This window comes from Hymenobacter edaphi (assembly GCF_003258365.1).
In the GTDB taxonomy this organism is placed as follows: Bacteria; Bacteroidota; Bacteroidia; order Cytophagales; family Hymenobacteraceae; genus Solirubrum; species Solirubrum edaphi.
In genome coordinates this window covers 12,910-28,685 of the sequence record NZ_QHKM01000015.1, presented here as the reverse complement: position 1 = coordinate 28,685, position 15,776 = coordinate 12,910, and the positions used below count along the sequence as shown (strand labels likewise).

General features: G+C 65.1%; 15 protein-coding genes. 3 read left to right on the top strand and 12 right to left on the bottom strand.

Features of this window, described 5'->3' with window-relative positions; genetic code table 11:
• The first annotated feature begins 81 nt into the window (after positions 1-81).
• On the top strand, positions 82-960 hold the full coding sequence (locus DLM85_RS23990; RefSeq protein WP_111480726.1) for a hypothetical protein: 879 nt from the start codon (positions 82-84) through the stop codon (positions 958-960).
• 4 nt (positions 961-964) lie between these two features.
• Here the strand turns inward: DLM85_RS23990 and DLM85_RS23985 are convergent, their stop codons facing one another.
• The 6 genes from DLM85_RS23985 to DLM85_RS23960 all read right to left on the bottom strand — a co-directional run bounded on the left by DLM85_RS23985 (position 965) and on the right by DLM85_RS23960 (position 4,535).
• Positions 965-1,864, bottom strand: coding sequence for a geranylgeranylglycerol-phosphate geranylgeranyltransferase (locus tag DLM85_RS23985; protein WP_165822288.1), 900 nt, complete (start codon positions 1,862-1,864; stop codon positions 965-967).
• Positions 1,865-2,050: 186 nt separating this feature from the next.
• Positions 2,051-2,245, bottom strand: a complete 195-nt coding sequence (locus DLM85_RS23980) for a cold-shock protein (protein ID WP_111480724.1) — start codon at positions 2,243-2,245, stop codon at positions 2,051-2,053.
• Positions 2,246-2,363: 118 nt separating this feature from the next.
• Positions 2,364-2,846 (bottom strand): KdsC family phosphatase, encoded by a 483-nt coding sequence (locus tag DLM85_RS23975; protein ID WP_111480723.1) that lies wholly within the window; start codon positions 2,844-2,846, stop codon positions 2,364-2,366.
• 83 nt (positions 2,847-2,929) lie between these two features.
• The gene (iscX, locus tag DLM85_RS23970) at positions 2,930-3,166 is read right to left on the bottom strand and encodes a Fe-S cluster assembly protein IscX (protein ID WP_111480722.1); all 237 of its coding nucleotides are present in this window, start codon (positions 3,164-3,166) and stop codon (positions 2,930-2,932) included.
• Between the two features lie 134 nt (positions 3,167-3,300).
• Positions 3,301-3,633, bottom strand: a complete 333-nt coding sequence (locus tag DLM85_RS23965; protein WP_111480721.1) for a 2Fe-2S iron-sulfur cluster-binding protein — start codon at positions 3,631-3,633, stop codon at positions 3,301-3,303.
• Positions 3,634-3,713: 80 nt separating this feature from the next.
• The gene (locus tag DLM85_RS23960; protein ID WP_133257255.1) at positions 3,714-4,535 is read right to left on the bottom strand and encodes a Rossmann-like and DUF2520 domain-containing protein; all 822 of its coding nucleotides are present in this window, start codon (positions 4,533-4,535) and stop codon (positions 3,714-3,716) included.
• Between the two features lie 134 nt (positions 4,536-4,669).
• On the opposite strand from DLM85_RS23960, the gene DLM85_RS23955 reads away from it, so the two are divergent.
• Positions 4,670-6,604 (top strand): T9SS type A sorting domain-containing protein, encoded by a 1,935-nt coding sequence (locus DLM85_RS23955; protein ID WP_133257254.1) that lies wholly within the window; start codon positions 4,670-4,672, stop codon positions 6,602-6,604.
• A 114-nt stretch (positions 6,605-6,718) separates the two neighbouring features.
• Positions 6,719-8,605, top strand: coding sequence for a T9SS type A sorting domain-containing protein (locus DLM85_RS23950; protein ID WP_133257253.1), 1,887 nt, complete (start codon positions 6,719-6,721; stop codon positions 8,603-8,605).
• 319 nt (positions 8,606-8,924) lie between these two features.
• On the opposite strand, the gene ccsA is transcribed toward DLM85_RS23950, so the two are convergent.
• The 6 genes from ccsA to DLM85_RS23920 form a co-directional block, all read right to left on the bottom strand.
• Positions 8,925-11,504: a cytochrome c biogenesis protein CcsA gene (ccsA, locus tag DLM85_RS23945; protein WP_243636103.1), complete on the bottom strand. Its 2,580-nt coding sequence runs from the start codon at positions 11,502-11,504 to the stop codon at positions 8,925-8,927.
• Between the two features lie 124 nt (positions 11,505-11,628).
• The gene (locus tag DLM85_RS23940; RefSeq protein WP_111480716.1) at positions 11,629-12,054 is read right to left on the bottom strand and encodes a cytochrome c maturation protein CcmE domain-containing protein; all 426 of its coding nucleotides are present in this window, start codon (positions 12,052-12,054) and stop codon (positions 11,629-11,631) included.
• Between the two features lie 191 nt (positions 12,055-12,245).
• Entirely contained in the window at positions 12,246-12,494 is a 249-nt protein-coding gene (locus tag DLM85_RS23935; RefSeq protein ID WP_165822287.1) for a CcmD family protein, read from the bottom strand.
• Positions 12,475-13,146: a cytochrome c biogenesis protein gene (locus DLM85_RS23930; protein ID WP_111480715.1), complete on the bottom strand. Its 672-nt coding sequence runs from the start codon at positions 13,144-13,146 to the stop codon at positions 12,475-12,477. Before DLM85_RS23930 ends, DLM85_RS23935 begins: the two co-directional genes overlap by 20 nt.
• A gap of 101 nt (positions 13,147-13,247) precedes the next feature.
• The gene (locus tag DLM85_RS23925; RefSeq protein ID WP_111480760.1) at positions 13,248-13,880 is read right to left on the bottom strand and encodes a heme exporter protein CcmB; all 633 of its coding nucleotides are present in this window, start codon (positions 13,878-13,880) and stop codon (positions 13,248-13,250) included.
• Between the two features lie 296 nt (positions 13,881-14,176).
• Positions 14,177-15,721, bottom strand: coding sequence for a T9SS type A sorting domain-containing protein (locus DLM85_RS23920; RefSeq protein ID WP_111480714.1), 1,545 nt, complete (start codon positions 15,719-15,721; stop codon positions 14,177-14,179).
• Between the last annotated feature and the right edge of the window lie 55 nt (positions 15,722-15,776).

Here is a 15,776-nt window from a genome sequence, read left to right as displayed (position 1 = left end):
AAAAGCTCTGCCTCCACCGCTAATATTTTATCTTTTGTATGCTTTATTAGTGCAGTCAATTTCACGCTATCTGAATACTCTATGTTGCGTCATTTCTGTTTCCTGCCGCTGCTGTGCGCCCTCGGCGCGGCCCCTGTCGCGGGCCACGCGCAGGCCCGCCCCTACGACCCGCTGCTGCGCGCCAACGCCAACTGGCAGGGCTCCATTCACGACTTCTTTACCCGCACGCCCTACAGCTACGTCGTGGCCGGCACCACCACCGTTGCGGGCCGGCCCTTCACTTACTTCATCGTCCACCGCTTCAACCAGCAGTTTCTGCTGCGCGAAGACGCGGCGCAGCGGCGGGTATACATTCTCTATCCCGGCGACCCGCAGGAGCGGCTGCTCTACGACTTCACGCTGCAGCCGGGAGCCACGTTCAATTTAACTTACGGCAGCTCGGCGCGGCAGATGCCCATGCGCGTCCTGCAGCGCGACTCGGTCTGGACGGCACTGGGCTACCGCACGCGCATCGTACTGAGCGGCAGCAACCTGGGCAGCGAAACCTGGGTTGAGGGCGTCGGCAGCGAGCATAGCCTGTTGTACCTGGCCGATGGCGTCGGCACCGACCCGGTGCCGGTGCTCTACTGCGCCGGCCGCGGCACCCAGCACCTCTACACCGGGCAGTACGCCCCGGCCACGGCCCCCTGCCCCCGACCGCTGCCGACGCGCACCGCGCTGCCCGCCGCCGTGCTGCAATTGCAGCCGCAGCCCGACGGCAGCCTGCAGCTGGCCCTGACCGATTCAAACGTGCTCGTGGCGCAAACCACGGTGACCGATGCCGTGGGGCGGCGGCTGTTCACCTGCGCCGGGCTGCCGGCTTCGCCCCTGCCCGCCCAGCGCTGGGGCCGCGGCCTGTACGTGGTGTCGCTGGTGAGCAAGCGGGGCGACGTACTGACGCGCAAATTCCAGCAGCCCTGAGGCGCTAGCGGCCCAGCACGAGCATCGAGAGCACGCCGCCGAGCATGACCAGCTTGCAGAGCAAACTCAGGCGGGCAAAGTCGCGGCGGCGGTCGGCGCGCAGCAGCTGCCGGCCCAGCATGGCGCCCGGCCCGAGCACCGTGCCCAGCAACCACAGCGCCATGCGCCATTCGCCCTGCCCGAAGGCCGCCAGCACGGCTCCGCTCACCAGAGCCAGCAGCAGCAGCAGAAACAGCCCCGCCACCCACTTGCTGCGCGCCACCCCGGCCACGATGGGCAGCGTGCGGCAGCCGTGCTGGGCGTCGCCGCGCATGTCCTCGATGTCCTTGATAATCTCGCGCACCACCGTCAGCAGAAAAGCCGCCAGCGCGTAGGCCCACACCGCCGCCGAGCCGGTGCGGCGCAGCAGTTCGGGCAGCAGCACCGAGGCCGCCGTGAGGGCCGCAATGCTCAGGTTACCCACCAGCGCCAGCCGCTTGAAGCGGGCCGAGTAGCCCCACAGCAGCAGGGCCGCCCCCGCCGTCACCAGCCCCACCACCCGGCTCATGGCCCCGGCCACCGCCACGCCCTCCACCGACAGCACCAGGTGCGCCATCATGGCCGAGCGGCGCCCTACGGCCTGGCCCACCACCAGCGTGCCGGGCCGGTTGATGGCGTCGATTTTCACGTCGTAGTAATCGTTGATGATATAGCCCGCGGCGGCCACGCACACCGTGGCCAGCACCACCAGCCCAAAGCGCACGTCAAGCAGGGCGGCCAGGGGCTGCTCGGGCGCCAGCAGGCAGGCCTGCGTCAGGGCCATGGTCAGCACGATGATGAGCAGGTTGGGCAGGCGCACCAGCCGGGCCAGCTGCCCCCAGCGGGCGAGCGGGCCCGCCGCAGCCGGCACAACGGGAGAATTCACGGGCATAGACATAGAAAACGGGAAAAAGCGGCGCTCCGGGCGCCGCACGCCGCGCCCGGAGCGCCGCGCAAAGCTACGCCGGCGGGCCGCCGCGCCACCGGGCGGCAGAAAAAAGCCCCCGCCGCGGTGCGGCAGGGGCTTTTACCATGTACTGGAAGTGTCGGGGGGGGAGAGTAGAGGTGTCGCTCAGACTTTCTTGACGTTAACAGCGTTGATGCCCTTGCGGCCTTCGCGCGTCTCGAACTCAACGCGGTCGTGCTGCTGCACCTGCACCCCGTTCAGGCCGGTGATGTGCACGAAAAAGTCTTCTTTGGTTGCCTCGTCCGTAATGAAGCCGTAGCCCTTCGACTCATTAAAGAATTTGACGGTTCCTGTTTTCATTGGTAAGCGGGAAGGAGAAAGGTGAACAAAATGTCCGGTAAATGTATCGGAATATCGCACACTTGCAACTCTGCCCTTACCAGCCCGTTGTGAATAAATCGTGAAGCTGCGTAGGAGGCTACCAACGCCCCTGCGCCTTCATTACGGCCTCAATCAGCTCGCGGGCGGCGCCCCGCCCGCCGGGCAGCTGGGCCACGTACCGGCTGATGGCGCGCACGTCGGCGGCGGCATCGGCGGGGCAGGCGGCCAGGTGGCAGCGCTGCATCACCTCCAGGTCGGGCATGTCGTCGCCCATGTAGGCCACACGAGCCGCGTCGAGGCCGCAGGCCCCGAACACCTTCACCTTGTCGTCGACGCCGAGGTAGATTTCCGTCACGTCGAGCGACTCCAGGCGGCGGCGCACCCCTTCCTCCTGGCGGCCCGAAATGATAACCACCCGGTAGCCGCGGCGCAGCGCGTGCCGGATGGCGTAGCCGTCGCGGATGTGGAAGGTGCGGGCCTGCTCGCCGGTGCTCAGCGCCAGCAAGGTGCCGTCGGTGAGCACCCCGTCCACGTCGAACACGAAGGCCTCGATGCCAGAAAAATCGATTGTAGGTGACATGCGCCAGGTAACACGTGACACGTAACCGGCAACACCTCGGCCAGCTTAACCTGTCCCGTGTCACCTGCTACTTGCCAGCCAGATTATTGATTATCGCGCCACTCGTACACCCACTTGGCCTGGATTTGCTCTAGGTGGCCTTCGTTGGCCTGTTCGCGGGTGCCCTCGAAGTTGGGCAGGCTCAACACCCACTCCAGCAGGTCGGTGAAGCGGATGCGGTAGATTTTGGCCTCGGTGAAGTCGTCGCCGAACTTTTCGTAGAGGGCCATGGCAATGTCCTCGTGGTCTTGCCAGTGGATCGGCGGCTCGAAGTGGGTCATCTTGTTGGGTGTGGGAAATGTGGGGTGAATGTGATTGAATGTGGGAATTGAGTCGATGCAGGGCTATTCAGCACCGGAGTCGAACGGCATTTTGCACATTACTCACATGCAGCCACATTCCGCACTTCAAAAACTTAGTGGCCCAGGAAGTCCTGCTGGGGAATTTCGATGACGAGGTTTTCGCTGGCGGCCTGTACCACGCACTGGCAGGCTAAGCGGGAGCTGAGGCGGGGATTGACGGCGCGGTCGATGAAGTCCTCTTCCTTGTCGCTGATTTCCGGCAGCTCGTCGCCGCCCTGCAGCACATATACGTGGCAGGTACTGCAGCCGCACACGCCGCCGCAGTTGTGCTGCAGCTGGATGCCGTTGTTCAGCGCCACGTCGAGTACCGACTCGCCTTCCGCGGCCACGTGGGTCTGCTCGGGCTGCCCGTCCGAAAACTTGAAGGTGATATTGACGGCTTTCACGCGAAAGTTGCTTGCGAGGTGAAAATAAGGCCGCAAAGGTACGCAGGCCGCTGCATAAAGTCGGAACCCGGCCCGGATGTTTAGCCCGGCTCGGCCGGCCCGGGCCCGGGCGCCGCCGCGCTGGCCTGAATACTGGCCGTAAGCTGCGTGTAGAGGGCTTGCCAGCGCGGGTGGGCCGCTAGCGCCGCCGTGTGGGTGGCAATGGTGGCCGCGTCGTGGCGGATGGCTGGGCCGGTTTGCACCTGAAACGGCGGGTTGCGCAGGGCCTTGTCGACGGTTTCGCGCACCAGCGGGGTCAGCAGGTCGGCGGGCAGCTGGGCTTCGGTGAGCAGGGCATCGGCCAGGCCCAGCAGGTGGTTGGTGAAATTGCTGGCAAACACGGCCGCCACGTGCAGCTGCCGGCGCGGCACCGAGGCCACCAGCAGCACCCGCTGGCTAAGCGAGGCCGCCACCTGCTGCAGCACAGCCAGCCCGTCCGCATCGGCCGCCTCCAGGCACAGCGGCACCTGCGGCCAGTCGATGGCGCGGCCGGGGCTGAAGGTCTGCAGGGGATAGAACACGGCGCCGCGCACCTCGGGCCGGGCCGCAAACACGGCCAGCGGCAGCGCGCCGGAGGTGTGGGCCACCAGCGCGCCCGCGGGCCACTGCGCGGCCGCCAGCACGGCGGCGGCCGCGTCGTCGGGCACGGCCAGCAGGTAGAGGTCGGCGGCGGGGGCGCGGCGCAGATCGGGGGCGGGGCCGTGCAGCGCGGCGGCGCCCAGCGGGTCGGCCACGGCCCGGGCCGAAGCGGCCTGGCGGCTCCAGACGGCCACCACCCGGTGGCCGGCGCGGGCCAGGGCGGGGGCCAGTTGGGCGGCCACGCGGCCGGCCCCCAGCAGGGCTATTTTAAAGGAAACAGGCAAGTACCCAGGGCTTGAATGCTGAAAGGACGCCGAAATTTCGCATTTTGTAGCGCCATTGCCGCCGTTGGCGGCGCGAGGCGGGTCCGTTTTCACCCTTTTTCTTCTTTCTATTCACCCACGCTTACTCCAGCCTCATGCTTTCACCTCTACGTGTCGCCCGTTTGGGTAACTGGCGCGGCCTGGCCCTGCTGGGTCTGCTCACGTTGGCTGGCACCGCCGCCACCGCGCAGACGCTGAACTACACCGCGCCCATCGCGCAGAACGTGGCCGGCACCTACACCGACCTGGGCACGACGGGCACGGCCATTGCTACCGCCAGCACCGACGACGCCAACTCCACGCCCCAGAACATCGGCTTCGGGTTCAACTACAACGGGCAGGGCTTTACGCAGTTCATCCTGAACACCAACGGTTTCCTCAAGCTGGGCACTACTGCGCCCAGCAGCGCCGCGCTGTTTACGCTGGAAAACCAGCCCACCCAGGGCGGCCCCGTCAACAGCATCAACGCTGCCGATGTGAACCTGCTGATGCCGTTCAACTTCGACCTGGAGGCCGGCAACGGCGCGGGCGGGGCGGAATACCGGGTGGCTACCACCGGCACCGCGCCGAACCGGGTGTGCACCATCCAGTGGAAAAACGTGAGCGACAAGGCCGGCGCGACGCCCAAGCACTACGCCAACTTCTCGTTCCAGGTCAAGCTCTACGAAACCACCAACGTCATCGAGTTCGTGTACGGTACCGCTACGGGTACCACGGCGCCGGCCACGGCCGCGCCGCACTGGGCCACGGCCGGGCTCAAGGGCACCGGGCCGCTGCAGGGCCAGGTGCTGCTGATCAGCCACGCCTCGGTGAACCCGTGGAGCACCATCACCTACATCGACGAGCCTTACGTCAACAGCCCGACCCGGGTGGACAACGCGCTGAACTTTCGCAGCACGGTGACGCCCGATGCGGGCCGCACGTTTCGGTTTGCGCCGCAGTACGCCAACGACATCGAAGTGCAGCTGATTTATTCGCTGGACCGGCTGCCGGTTTCGTCCGGGGCGCCGCACGTGGTGCAGGCCGTGGTGCGCAACGTGGGCACGGCTACGCAAACGCTGATTCCGGTCACGCTGACGGTAGCCGGCGCGAACAGCTTCACCAGCATCAAGTCGGTGCCCTCGCTGACGGCCGGCAGCGCCGCCACGGTAATCTTCGACGGGTACACGGTCACGGCGCCCGGCACCAATACCCTGACCGTGAGCCTGCTCGGCGACAACAACAACAGCAACAACTCCGCCACGGCGGCCCAGCAGGTCACCAACAACGTGTTCAGCGTGGCCACGACCGGCCCGGCCACCGGCGCCGTGGGCTTCAATGCCAGCACCAGCGCCTTTGAATCGGCCTTCGCCGTGAAGTACGCCGTCGGCGGGCCGCGGCTGCTCACCGCCATTACGGCGTACATCTACGAGGACGCGACGTCGATAGCCGTGGGCAAGACGGTGTACGCGGCCGCGTACAGCAGCACCGGCGCCCTGCTCGGACGCACGCCCAACTACGTGGTGACGGCGGCCGACGCCAACAACCGCAAAACCTTCACCTTCCCCACGCCCATCAGCCTGCCGGCGGGCGAGTTCCTGGCGGGTTTTGTGCAGGCCAACGCCGCCGGTGGCACCAACTACTTCCCCATGGGCACCCAGGCGGAAGTACCCACGCGCCCCGGCACGTTCTTCACCCTCACCGGCGCCGGCGGCACGCCCAACGATGCCAGCAGCCGTAACTTCGGCCGCTACATGATCGAGGCGGCCGTAACCACCGTCACCGGCACCTCGAAGGCACTGGAAACGGCCGTGAGCGTGTACCCGAACCCCTCGGCCGGTGAGTTTGCGCTGGACGTGCGCGGCGCCAACGCCAAGCACGGCCTGCAGGTGGAAGTAAGCAACCTGCTCGGCCAGCGCGTGTACTTGGGCGCAGCCCGTGACAACTTCGAGAACAAGCTCAACCTTTCGCACCTGGCCAACGGCCTTTACACCCTCAAGGTGAAAGACGGCGCCCAGTACATGATGCGCACCATCAGCATCAGCAAGTAAGCCGCCCCGCACGGCGGCCCCTAACCACGCCAACGAGCGGCCACCTGCGCCGGCCCGCCCGTTGGCGTACTTTTCCCCTCCACCATCCACACACTTACCCCCTTACCAACGCCCATGTTTCCTCTTCAACGCGCTGCCGGCCGCGGCTTGGCTCTGCTCGGTCTGCTCACGCTGGCCGCAACTGCCGCCTCGGCCCAAGGCCTGAATTACCTCGCCGCAAACGCGCAGAACGCGGCCGGCACCTACACGGACCTGGGTTCGGCGGGTTCGGTCATTGCTACGGCCAACACCGACGACGCCAACTCGGCCGTCCAGAGCATCGGCTTCTCGTTCAGCTACAACGGGCAGTCGTTCACGCAGTTCATCCTGAACACCAACGGCTTCATCAAGCTGGGCAACGTGGCCCCTTCCGGCGGGCTTAACGTTATCGGCGGCATCGACCCGGCCGATACGAATATCCTCGCGGCTATTTCGTACACCGACCTGTACGGGGCGCTGAACCAGACCACTTCGCCGACGGAGTACCGCGTGTCGACCACCGGCGCCGCCGGCAACCGCGTGTGCACGATTCAGTTCAAGAACCTGGCGGATAAGCCGGGCACGGTGCCGGCTCAGTACGCCACAATGCAGTTTCAGATCAAGCTGTACGAAGGCTCCAACACCATCGAGTTCGTGTACGGCACCTGGACGCCCACCACGGCCGCGGCGACCAGCCAGCCGTTCGTAATTGGCCTGAAGGGTTCGAGCAACGGCGTGGCCGACCGCCTGATGGTGGCCAAATCCGCAGCTTCGGCCTGGAGCACCTCCACGTTCACGGCCGGGGTGGCCGGCTCGCTGGCCGGGCACTTCACCACCAACGCCGTGCTGCCCGACGCGGGCCGCACCTACCGCTTCCGCGCGCCGCAGCAGAACGACGCCGAGGTGCAAGTGGTGTACACGCTGCGCAAGCTGCCCCGCTCGGGCGCGCACGTGATTCAGGCCGTGGTGCGCAACGTGGGCGTGCAGGCGCAGACCAGCCTGCCGGTTACGCTGAGCGTAACGGGTGCCAACACGTTCAGCAACACCAAGCAGACGGGTACCCTCGCCTCCGGGGCTTCCGAAACCATCACGTTCGATGCGTTTACGCCGGCCAACCAGGGCACCAACACCGTAACCGTAAACCTGCCCTTGGCCGACGATTCGCCGACCAACAACTCGCGCAACCTCACCCAGGAGGTGACGGATAACGTGCTGGGCTACGCCGGCTCGACGCCCGACAGCCAGTCGGGCCTGGGCCTGCCCACGGCTTACACCGCCGGGGCCCTGGCCAACAAGTACACCGTTGCCTCGGCCCGCACCCTCACCGGCGTGGATGCCTACCTGCTCGCTGGCACCACGGCCAACCCGGCCGTTGGCCGTACGATTTACGCCGTGGCCCTCAGCAGCACCGGCGTGCTGCTGGCCCGCACGCCCGATTACGTGCTGACGGCCGCCGACGCCAACACGCGCAAGTCGTTCACCTTCCCCACCCCGGTGTCGCTCACCGCGGGTAGCTTCTACGTGGGTATTGCGCAGACCAACCCCACCGGCGCGACGCAGTTCTACCCCATTGCCACGCAGGGCGAAAACCCGACCCGCACCGGCGCTTACTACGTCTTCACCACGATGAACGCCACCGGCGCCAACACGCCGCAGGACCTGGGCTCCAGCAACCTGGGCGCGTTCCTGATCGACGCGGTGCTGAACGTGACGACCGGCACCTCGAAGGCACTGGCCGGGGCCGTGAACGTGTACCCGAACCCCTCGACTGGTGAGTTCACGCTGAAGATTCAGGGCGCCAACGCCAAGAGCAGCCTGCAGGTGGAAGTAAGCAACCTGCTCGGCCAGCGCGTGTACGCGGCTTCCGCCCGCGACAATTTCGAGAACAAGCTCAACCTCTCGCACCTGGCCAACGGCCTCTACACCCTCAAGGTGCTCGACGGCGACCAGTACATGATGCGCACCATCAGCATCAGCAAGTAAGGGTAATCCTGCTTGTCGGTTATCGGCAACGGGCGGCTCGCAGTGGCGGGCCGCCCGTTGTTTTTTTGGGGAGTGCTGCCGCTCCGTGCTCAGGCGTGGCGCCCGGCAGGCGGCCAATGGTCTGGTTGCCGACAACGCCCCAGGCGTTTGCGCTGTTTGTGCGCGAAGTCAGCCCGAACAGCGCAAACGGCTGGCTCACGCTGCACTGTTGTTGATCAACGCCCTTCGCCCTCCGGAACAGCGCCACGCCGGCCAGGCTATAAACCGCAACGGGCAGCCCAGCTGGGCTGCCCGTTGCGGTTGGCGCGTTGTGCGCAGGCTAGGCTACCTGCGCCTGCTTGGCGGCGCGCGAAGCTTTGCCAGCCGGTACCGGGCGGGGCTTGCGGCCGCGCTGCACCACCGCAATACCGAAGCCCAGGCCCATGAGCAGCGTGCCGCTCCAGAGCAGGTTGATGAAGGGCTTTTCCATGGCTTTCAGGATGATGTAGTCCTTCTGGGTGGTGGCCACCCCGAACGTGAACTTGCCCTTCTGCGGGTCGATGTTGTCGAGGGTGATGCGCAGGCCGAGGTCTTCCACCTCGTCGGCCACGCGGCCCACCAGACCGTTTTTCACCAGGAACACGGGGTGTACGTGGTACTGCCGGCCTTTCTCGCCGTACACGATGATGTCGCCCTGCACGGCAATGTCGTCCTTGGCCAGGCCCAGGCCGGCGGTGTTGTGCGCGGGCTCGGCGTTCTTAAACACGGCAAAGTAGTCGTTCAGGAACAAGGTGTCGTTCATGGCCACGGTGAACTGCTTGGCCTCCGACCAGTCCTTTTCCTTGTTGGGGTCGGGCACCGACGAAATGTGCGAGTAGATGTCGTGGTCCCAGAACAGCTTGATGTCGGGCGAGGCGAGCAGGCCGCCCATTTCCTCGTTGGCCTGGGCGCGCGGGAAGAGCACAAACTCCTCGCCGGTCTTGGGCTGCTTGTAGGTCACGCGGTAGTAGGTGTCCTCGGGGCGAATGGTCAGCGTGTCGCCGGCCTTGTAGTAGGTCTTCTCCCCGGCCTTGATTTCGCCGCGGGCAATGGCTTTGTACTCGTCGTTGGCGACGGGGAACAGCAACTCCTTGTTCACGTATTCCGGCACGCCGGGCACGTCGAAGTACTGGCCAGTGTAGGTCAGCTCGTACTTGCCCATTTTGGCCGCGTCGTTGCGCCAGAGCAGCACGTTGTCGCGGTTCAGCTCCTCGGAGAATTCGCGCGAGTAGAGCAGGCCGGAGGTGTTCTGCGAAATAATCTTGGAGTAGCCGGCCGAGGCCAGGATGCCCAGCAGCATCAGCGCGATGCCAATGTGCGACACGGCCCCGCCCGAGAGGCGTACCCCGCGGCGCAGCAGCTGAATGAGCATGCTCACGTTGGCCAGCAGCCCGAACAGACCGGTGGTCAGCAGGGCAATGTAGGGCAGGGACATCTGATGGTCGCCGTTCTGGCGCACCAGCAGGATGACGAGGCTGGCCCCGAGCAGGGTGAGAATAGCCGGAATGGTAAAGGTGGCGCTAACCGATTCCTTGTCGTTGCGCTGCCACCACAGCAGCTGGGCAATACCCGAGAGCAGGGCCACGGACACGCCCAGCCATAGCTGAATCTTGGTGTAGTGGGCAATCTGGTCGGCGGGCAGGGCCAGGTTCGACTTCACGCCGAAAAAGCCCACAATGGCGTTGTAGACCGGAATGCTGGTGGTGACGAGCACCTGGAAGGCGCCCAGGCAGAGCACCGTGGCCCCAATGAACACCCACAGCTCGGGGTGGTACATGGTCAGCTCCTTTTCCGACACCGGAATCTGCTTCCAGCGCCACACCAGCAGCCCGATGCTGAGCACCACGAAGGCCAGCAGGTAAATCAGCAGTTGGCCCGAGAGGCCCAGGTCGGTGAAGGAGTGCACCGAGGCGTTGCCCAGCACGCCCGAGCGGGTGAGAAAGGTAGCGTAGAGCACCAGCAGGAACGTGGTAACGACCAGGCTAAAGGCGGTGCGCAGGCCGGTTTTGCCGCGCTGCCAGAGCACCAGCGCGTGCAGGGCCGCCACCAGCACCAGCCACGGGATGTACACGGCGTTTTCCACCGGGTCCCAGTTCCAGTAGCCGCCGAAGTTCAGCGTTTCGTAGGCCCAGTAAGCGCCCATCATCACGCCCACGCCCAGGATGCCGCCGCCGATAAGGCTCCAGCGGATGGCCGGCTGCACCCACTGCGTCAGCTGGTTTTTCCAGAGGCCGGCCACCGCGTAGGCGAAGGGCACCAGCGTGAGAGCAAAGCCCAGGAACAGCGTGGGCGGGTGAATCACCATCCAGTAGTTCTGCAGCAGCGGGTTCAGGCCGGTGCCGTCCTGCGGCACGAAGTCGGGGTTGAGCTTGTACACCGGCAGGTCGGGCATAAACTCCTTCATCAGAATGAAGGGCGAGGAGCCCAGCTTGATGCCGCCCAGCATCACGCCCAGAATCATGGAGGTGAGGAACAGCTGCACGAAGGCAAACACGGCCATAACCGGCGCTTCCCACTGCTTAGCCGAGCGAATCAGCCAGAAGCCGATGAGCACGTGCCAGAAAATCCAGAGCAGGAACGAGCCCTCCTGCCCTTCCCAGAAGCAGGAAATCATGTAGTACACCGGCAGGTGGTTGCTGCTGTGCGACCAGGCGTAGTAGTACTCGTAGCGGTGCCCGTGGATGATGCCGAACAGGGCCACGATGACGCCCAGCACGGCCACGCCATGCACCAGAAAGGCGCCGCGCCCCAGCCGCTGCCACGAGGCATCCGCCTCGCCCAGGGCCCGGCCACGCGCCGCCATAAAATACCCCAACGCGGACACTACCGCCGCCACGAAGGCCACGATAACGCCCAAATGTCCCCAGTCGCCGATGTTCATGTTTTCCAATTAATAATTAGGAATTAATAATTAAGAATTGGCGAAAATGACCGTCTCCCGGCGCCTTTTAAGCCACAACTAGAGCCCCAGCTCTAATTATTAGTTCTTAACTATTAATTATTCATTACCGCGAAGCGGTAGCCCCTTTCACTTCCTTCTCCACGTACTTCGACGGGCACTTCAGCAGGATTTTGTCGGCCACGAAGATGTCGTTGCGCATGTTGCCGGTGATGACCACCTGCTCCGACTTGTCGAAGTCCTGCGGCTTGGGGTTGTAGTACACCACCTGCTGCTGCACGTGGTTGGTATCCACCAGCGTGAAGGCGAAGTAATTCGGGTCCAGCGTCGGGTTGTACTGCATCCCGACGATGTTCTTCTGCGCGTCGTGGGGCAGGCGGCCCACCACGTGCACCTTGCGCAGGTCGCCGTCGGCGGCCAGTTCCTTGGCTTCCGTAAACGAGACGTACACCGACGCGTCGCCGGCGGTGGCCATGACGATGCTGATGGCAATGGCAATGACCACGAGGGCCAGCAAGTGAGTTTTTTTCATGGTGCTTAAGACTACAGCAGCAGCGGAATTGGACCGGCTACGCAGCAGCCAGCCCGTTGAAACAACCCCGAGGGGCGGAAAAATTCACAGGTGAAGTTGGGAAAGGTGAACTTGGGAAACCATGACGCCAATCAGGTGAGCCCGCCGGGCTACGCGCTGATTCACCGCCGCCCAATTTCACCCCCTGGGAGCTAGTCGCGCAGCTCCCGCTCCAGGCGGCTCACCTTCCGGTCGATGCTGACCAGGTAGGCCAGCAGCCCCACCACGATGACCACGATGACGGCCACCACCACGTAGATCTTGCCGTCCTGGCGCAGCTGATCGGCCATTTCGGGGCCGGCTTCGGGCGTTTGGGCCAGCACTACCGACAGCGGCAGCAGCACGGCGGCCAGCGCCAGCAGGGCGCGGCGCGAGAACGGGTTAAGCCAGTTGTTTTTCATACAGCTTGTGTTTGACGAGGGCCAGGCGCACCGACACGTTGGTAATCCAGACGCCGAGCAGCGTCCAGGCAATGATGGCCGGGTAAAACACCAGGCGCATGTTGTTGTCGAGGTCGTACTTGTTGAAGCCCGGGTTGCCGCCGGCACCGGGGTGCAGCGAGTCGGTGAGGCGGGGCAGGATGAACAGCAGCGGAATGGCGGCGCAGAAGGCGAAAATGTTGTAGACGGCCGATATGCGGGCCCGCTGCTGCTCGTCGGTGATGGAGGAGCGCAGCACCAGGTAGGCGCCGTAGATCATCACGGCCACGGCGGCCCCGTTCAGGCGCGGGTCAGACGTCCACCAGGTGCCCCAGGTGTAGCGCGCCCAGATGCTGCCCGTGGCCAGCCCGAGCACGGCCATTACGATACCGGTCACGGCCGTATGATGGGCCAGCACGTCGAGGCGGTCGGAGGGCTTGCGCAGGTAGCGCACCGAGTACACCACCGAGGCAAACAGGATGATGGTCATGCCGAACCACATCGGCACGTGGAAGTACAGGTTACGGATGGTTTCGTTGAGGATGGCCAGCCGCGGCGCGTGGCCCAGCAGGCCCATCACCACGGTGTAGAGCAAAAGCACCACCGTCAACACTTTCCACCAGGCGTTTTTCATTGGAGGAGTTAGAAGTTAGGAGCTAGAAGCCAGGAGCGAAAAGCGGCAGCAGAACAACATTCATCCTAGCTCCTAGCTTCTGACTCCTAACTCCTATCAGATCAGGTTCGCCACAAAAACGGGTACAGCAGGTACGACACGGCCACGACCAGCAAACTCAGGCCGCCGAGCATGTAGAGCGGCTGCGGCGAGGCATCGAGGCCGTCGAGGGCGTTCTTGGCGGCTTTGATGAGTTGGAGCAGAATGGGAATGACCACCGGAAAGCCCAGAATCGGCATCAGCGTGTTGCTGTTGGCGGCCTTGGCGGCAATGCCCGAAATCAGCGTGAGGGCGGTGGCAAAGCCCACGGCGCCCAAAGCCACCACCAGCACAAAGCGGGGCACGTCCTGCACCGGGTTGCCGAGCACCACCGCGTAGGCCCCGAAAGCCAGCAAGCTCAGGCCCAGCAGCAGCAGCACGTTGTAGGCAATTTTGGCCAGGATCATGGCCTCGGGCCGCACCAGCGTGTAGTAGTAGAGCAAGCGCCCCCGGCTTTCCTGCAGGAAACTCTTGCCCACCGCGTTGATGGCGGCAAACAGCAGAATCACCCACAGCAGCGCGTTCCAGGCCGGGGCTGGCAGCTGCCCCCCGCGCACGAAGCTCAGGTAGCACACGTACACCGTGCTGCCCACGTAGAGCAGCATGCCGTTGAGGGCGGCGCGCTGCCGCCATTCCAGGCGGAAGTCCTTCTGCATCAGATACCAAATCTCGCGGAGCAGCTGCACGGGCAGTCGGGTGGTTTGCGGGACGGCAAAGATACAACCCAACTCGCGGAAAGGGGGTGGTGCCGCTTGAATATGTGATACTGAGCACGCTAAAAGAGCCGCGAGCCGACCTCAACAGAGGTCGGCTCGCTCAATGATGTTAGGTCCTGACACTCAAGGGGCCATGCACCGGACATTTGCCCGGTTTTGGCAGAACGGCGCTGGCATCAGTGCCCGGTTTTTCATGGCACAGCAGTTTCCTCGTCGTTACCGGGCTCCCCGTGGCGTTACTCTACCAGCAGCCGCCCGGTGGCGGTGCGCCCGCCCTGCTCGGCCCGGTACAGGTACAGCCCGGTCTTCAGCCCCGTCAGCGGCAGGGCCGCCCGGCCGTCGGCGGTGGCCGTGAGGGTGCGCTGCTGCACCACGCGGCCGGCTGCATCGAGCAGCGACACCTGCACCCGGCCGGCGGCCGGCGCCTGCAGCGTCACGGCGGCGCGGGCGGGGTTGGGGTACACTTCCAGCGCCAGCGGCCGGGCCATGCGCACGGCCAGCGGACCGCTCACGCGGAAGGGCAGGTAATCGACGAAGCCCAGGGTGTTGTCGTCGGTTTTGTGCGTGATGTGGGCTTCGATATCGGCCACCGAGGCCGTGCCCCACCAGTTGTTTTCGGCCCGGATGGTGTCGGTGGTCACGTTGTTGTTGTAGAGGTCGGCCACCGTGCCGCCGTTGCCGTTGCCCAGAATCACGTTGAAGCCGCGGTTGGTGGTATCGGCGCTGGCCAGGTTGCCGAGGCTGATGCGCGGCCCGCCCGTGACGCCCGCGCCGGTGCCCGAGCGCAGAATCGTCACGCCCCAGAGGTTGCCGCGGATGATGTTGCGCGATACCACCCCGGTCTGCGACTGGGTGCCGGTGAAGTTCAGCCCGCTGCCGCCGGTCAGGGCGTTGGGATTGGTGTTGTTGTTCTCGACGAGGTTCTGGGTGATGTAGACCGCGTAGCTGGTGGCCGTGATGCCCACGCCGTAGCGGTTGTTGCGGATGACGTTGCGCCGGATTACCGCTTTGCTCACGCTGCTGCCGCCCAGCAGGTTGGAGAGGCTGATGCCGCCGCCCATGTTGGTAGCCGTGCCGCCGCCCACCACCAGGCAGCGCTCAATGAAAATGGTATCGGTGGGAATGCCCGGGCCCAGGTTGATCTGCGGATAGTTGCCGTTGTCGGCGTTGTTGGCCAGAAAACGACAGTCGCGGATGATGGGCGAGGCCCCGCCGTTGGCCGGCGAGATGATGCCCGAGCGGGCGTTGCGCTCGAAGCGGCAGCCCTGCACCAGCGCCCGGTTGCCCGACAGGCTCAGCGCCCCGCTGCCGATGAGCCGGCCGTTGAGCGTGGCCACGTTGCGCCGGATGGTGCAGTCGATCAGCTGCAGGTTGGAGCCGATGGTGCGCAGCCCGGCGCAGTACTCCACCACCGTGCGGCGCAGGCGCGAGTTGCTGCTGGTGTTCGAAAACGAGAAGCCGTGCCAGGGCGCTGCCGTGTTCTGGGCCGTGAACTTCACCGAGTCGGGCGGGGTGATGAGCAGCGTCCCGTCGACGTACACCAGGGCCAGCGCCGCCGCCCGGATGGTTTCGTTGGTGGTGATGCTCAGCGTGTCGGTGGCGGCCAGCCGGATGGTGTCGTTCAGGCGCCACTCGGTGCCCGACTGGGCCAGGTAGCCCGCGCCGGCGGCTGTGCTCAACTGGGCCAGGGTGTAGCGGCGGCCGGTGCCGGCGGTCTGAAATTGGGCCTGCGCCGCCACGGTCAGCAGCAGCGCCAGGGCGCACAGTAGGAGTCGTTTCATAGCAAGGGAGGTGTGTTGGGTGAGCTACAAAGAAACACAACCGCCCGGTGCCCCG

Bases quoted from the DNA above. Each gene is read 5' to 3' on its own strand.
- DLM85_RS23990 (WP_111480726.1), top strand. From the start codon at position 82: ATGTTGCGTCATTTCTGTTTCCTGCCGCTGCTGTGCGCCCTCGGCGCG.
- DLM85_RS23980 (WP_111480724.1), bottom strand. From the start codon at position 2,245: ATGAAAACAGGAACCGTCAAATTCTTTAATGAGTCGAAGGGCTACGGC.
- DLM85_RS23975 (WP_111480723.1), bottom strand. From the start codon at position 2,846: ATGTCACCTACAATCGATTTTTCTGGCATCGAGGCCTTCGTGTTCGAC.
- iscX (WP_111480722.1), bottom strand. From the start codon at position 3,166: ATGACCCACTTCGAGCCGCCGATCCACTGGCAAGACCACGAGGACATT.
- DLM85_RS23955 (WP_133257254.1), top strand. From the start codon at position 4,670: ATGCTTTCACCTCTACGTGTCGCCCGTTTGGGTAACTGGCGCGGCCTG.
- DLM85_RS23950 (WP_133257253.1), top strand. From the start codon at position 6,719: ATGTTTCCTCTTCAACGCGCTGCCGGCCGCGGCTTGGCTCTGCTCGGT.
- ccsA (WP_243636103.1), bottom strand. From the start codon at position 11,504: ATGAACATCGGCGACTGGGGACATTTGGGCGTTATCGTGGCCTTCGTG.
- DLM85_RS23940 (WP_111480716.1), bottom strand. From the start codon at position 12,054: ATGAAAAAAACTCACTTGCTGGCCCTCGTGGTCATTGCCATTGCCATC.
- DLM85_RS23935 (WP_165822287.1), bottom strand. From the start codon at position 12,494: ATGAAAAACAACTGGCTTAACCCGTTCTCGCGCCGCGCCCTGCTGGCG.
- DLM85_RS23930 (WP_111480715.1), bottom strand. From the start codon at position 13,146: ATGAAAAACGCCTGGTGGAAAGTGTTGACGGTGGTGCTTTTGCTCTAC.
- DLM85_RS23925 (WP_111480760.1), bottom strand. From the start codon at position 13,880: ATGCAGAAGGACTTCCGCCTGGAATGGCGGCAGCGCGCCGCCCTCAAC.
- DLM85_RS23920 (WP_111480714.1), bottom strand. From the start codon at position 15,721: ATGAAACGACTCCTACTGTGCGCCCTGGCGCTGCTGCTGACCGTGGCG.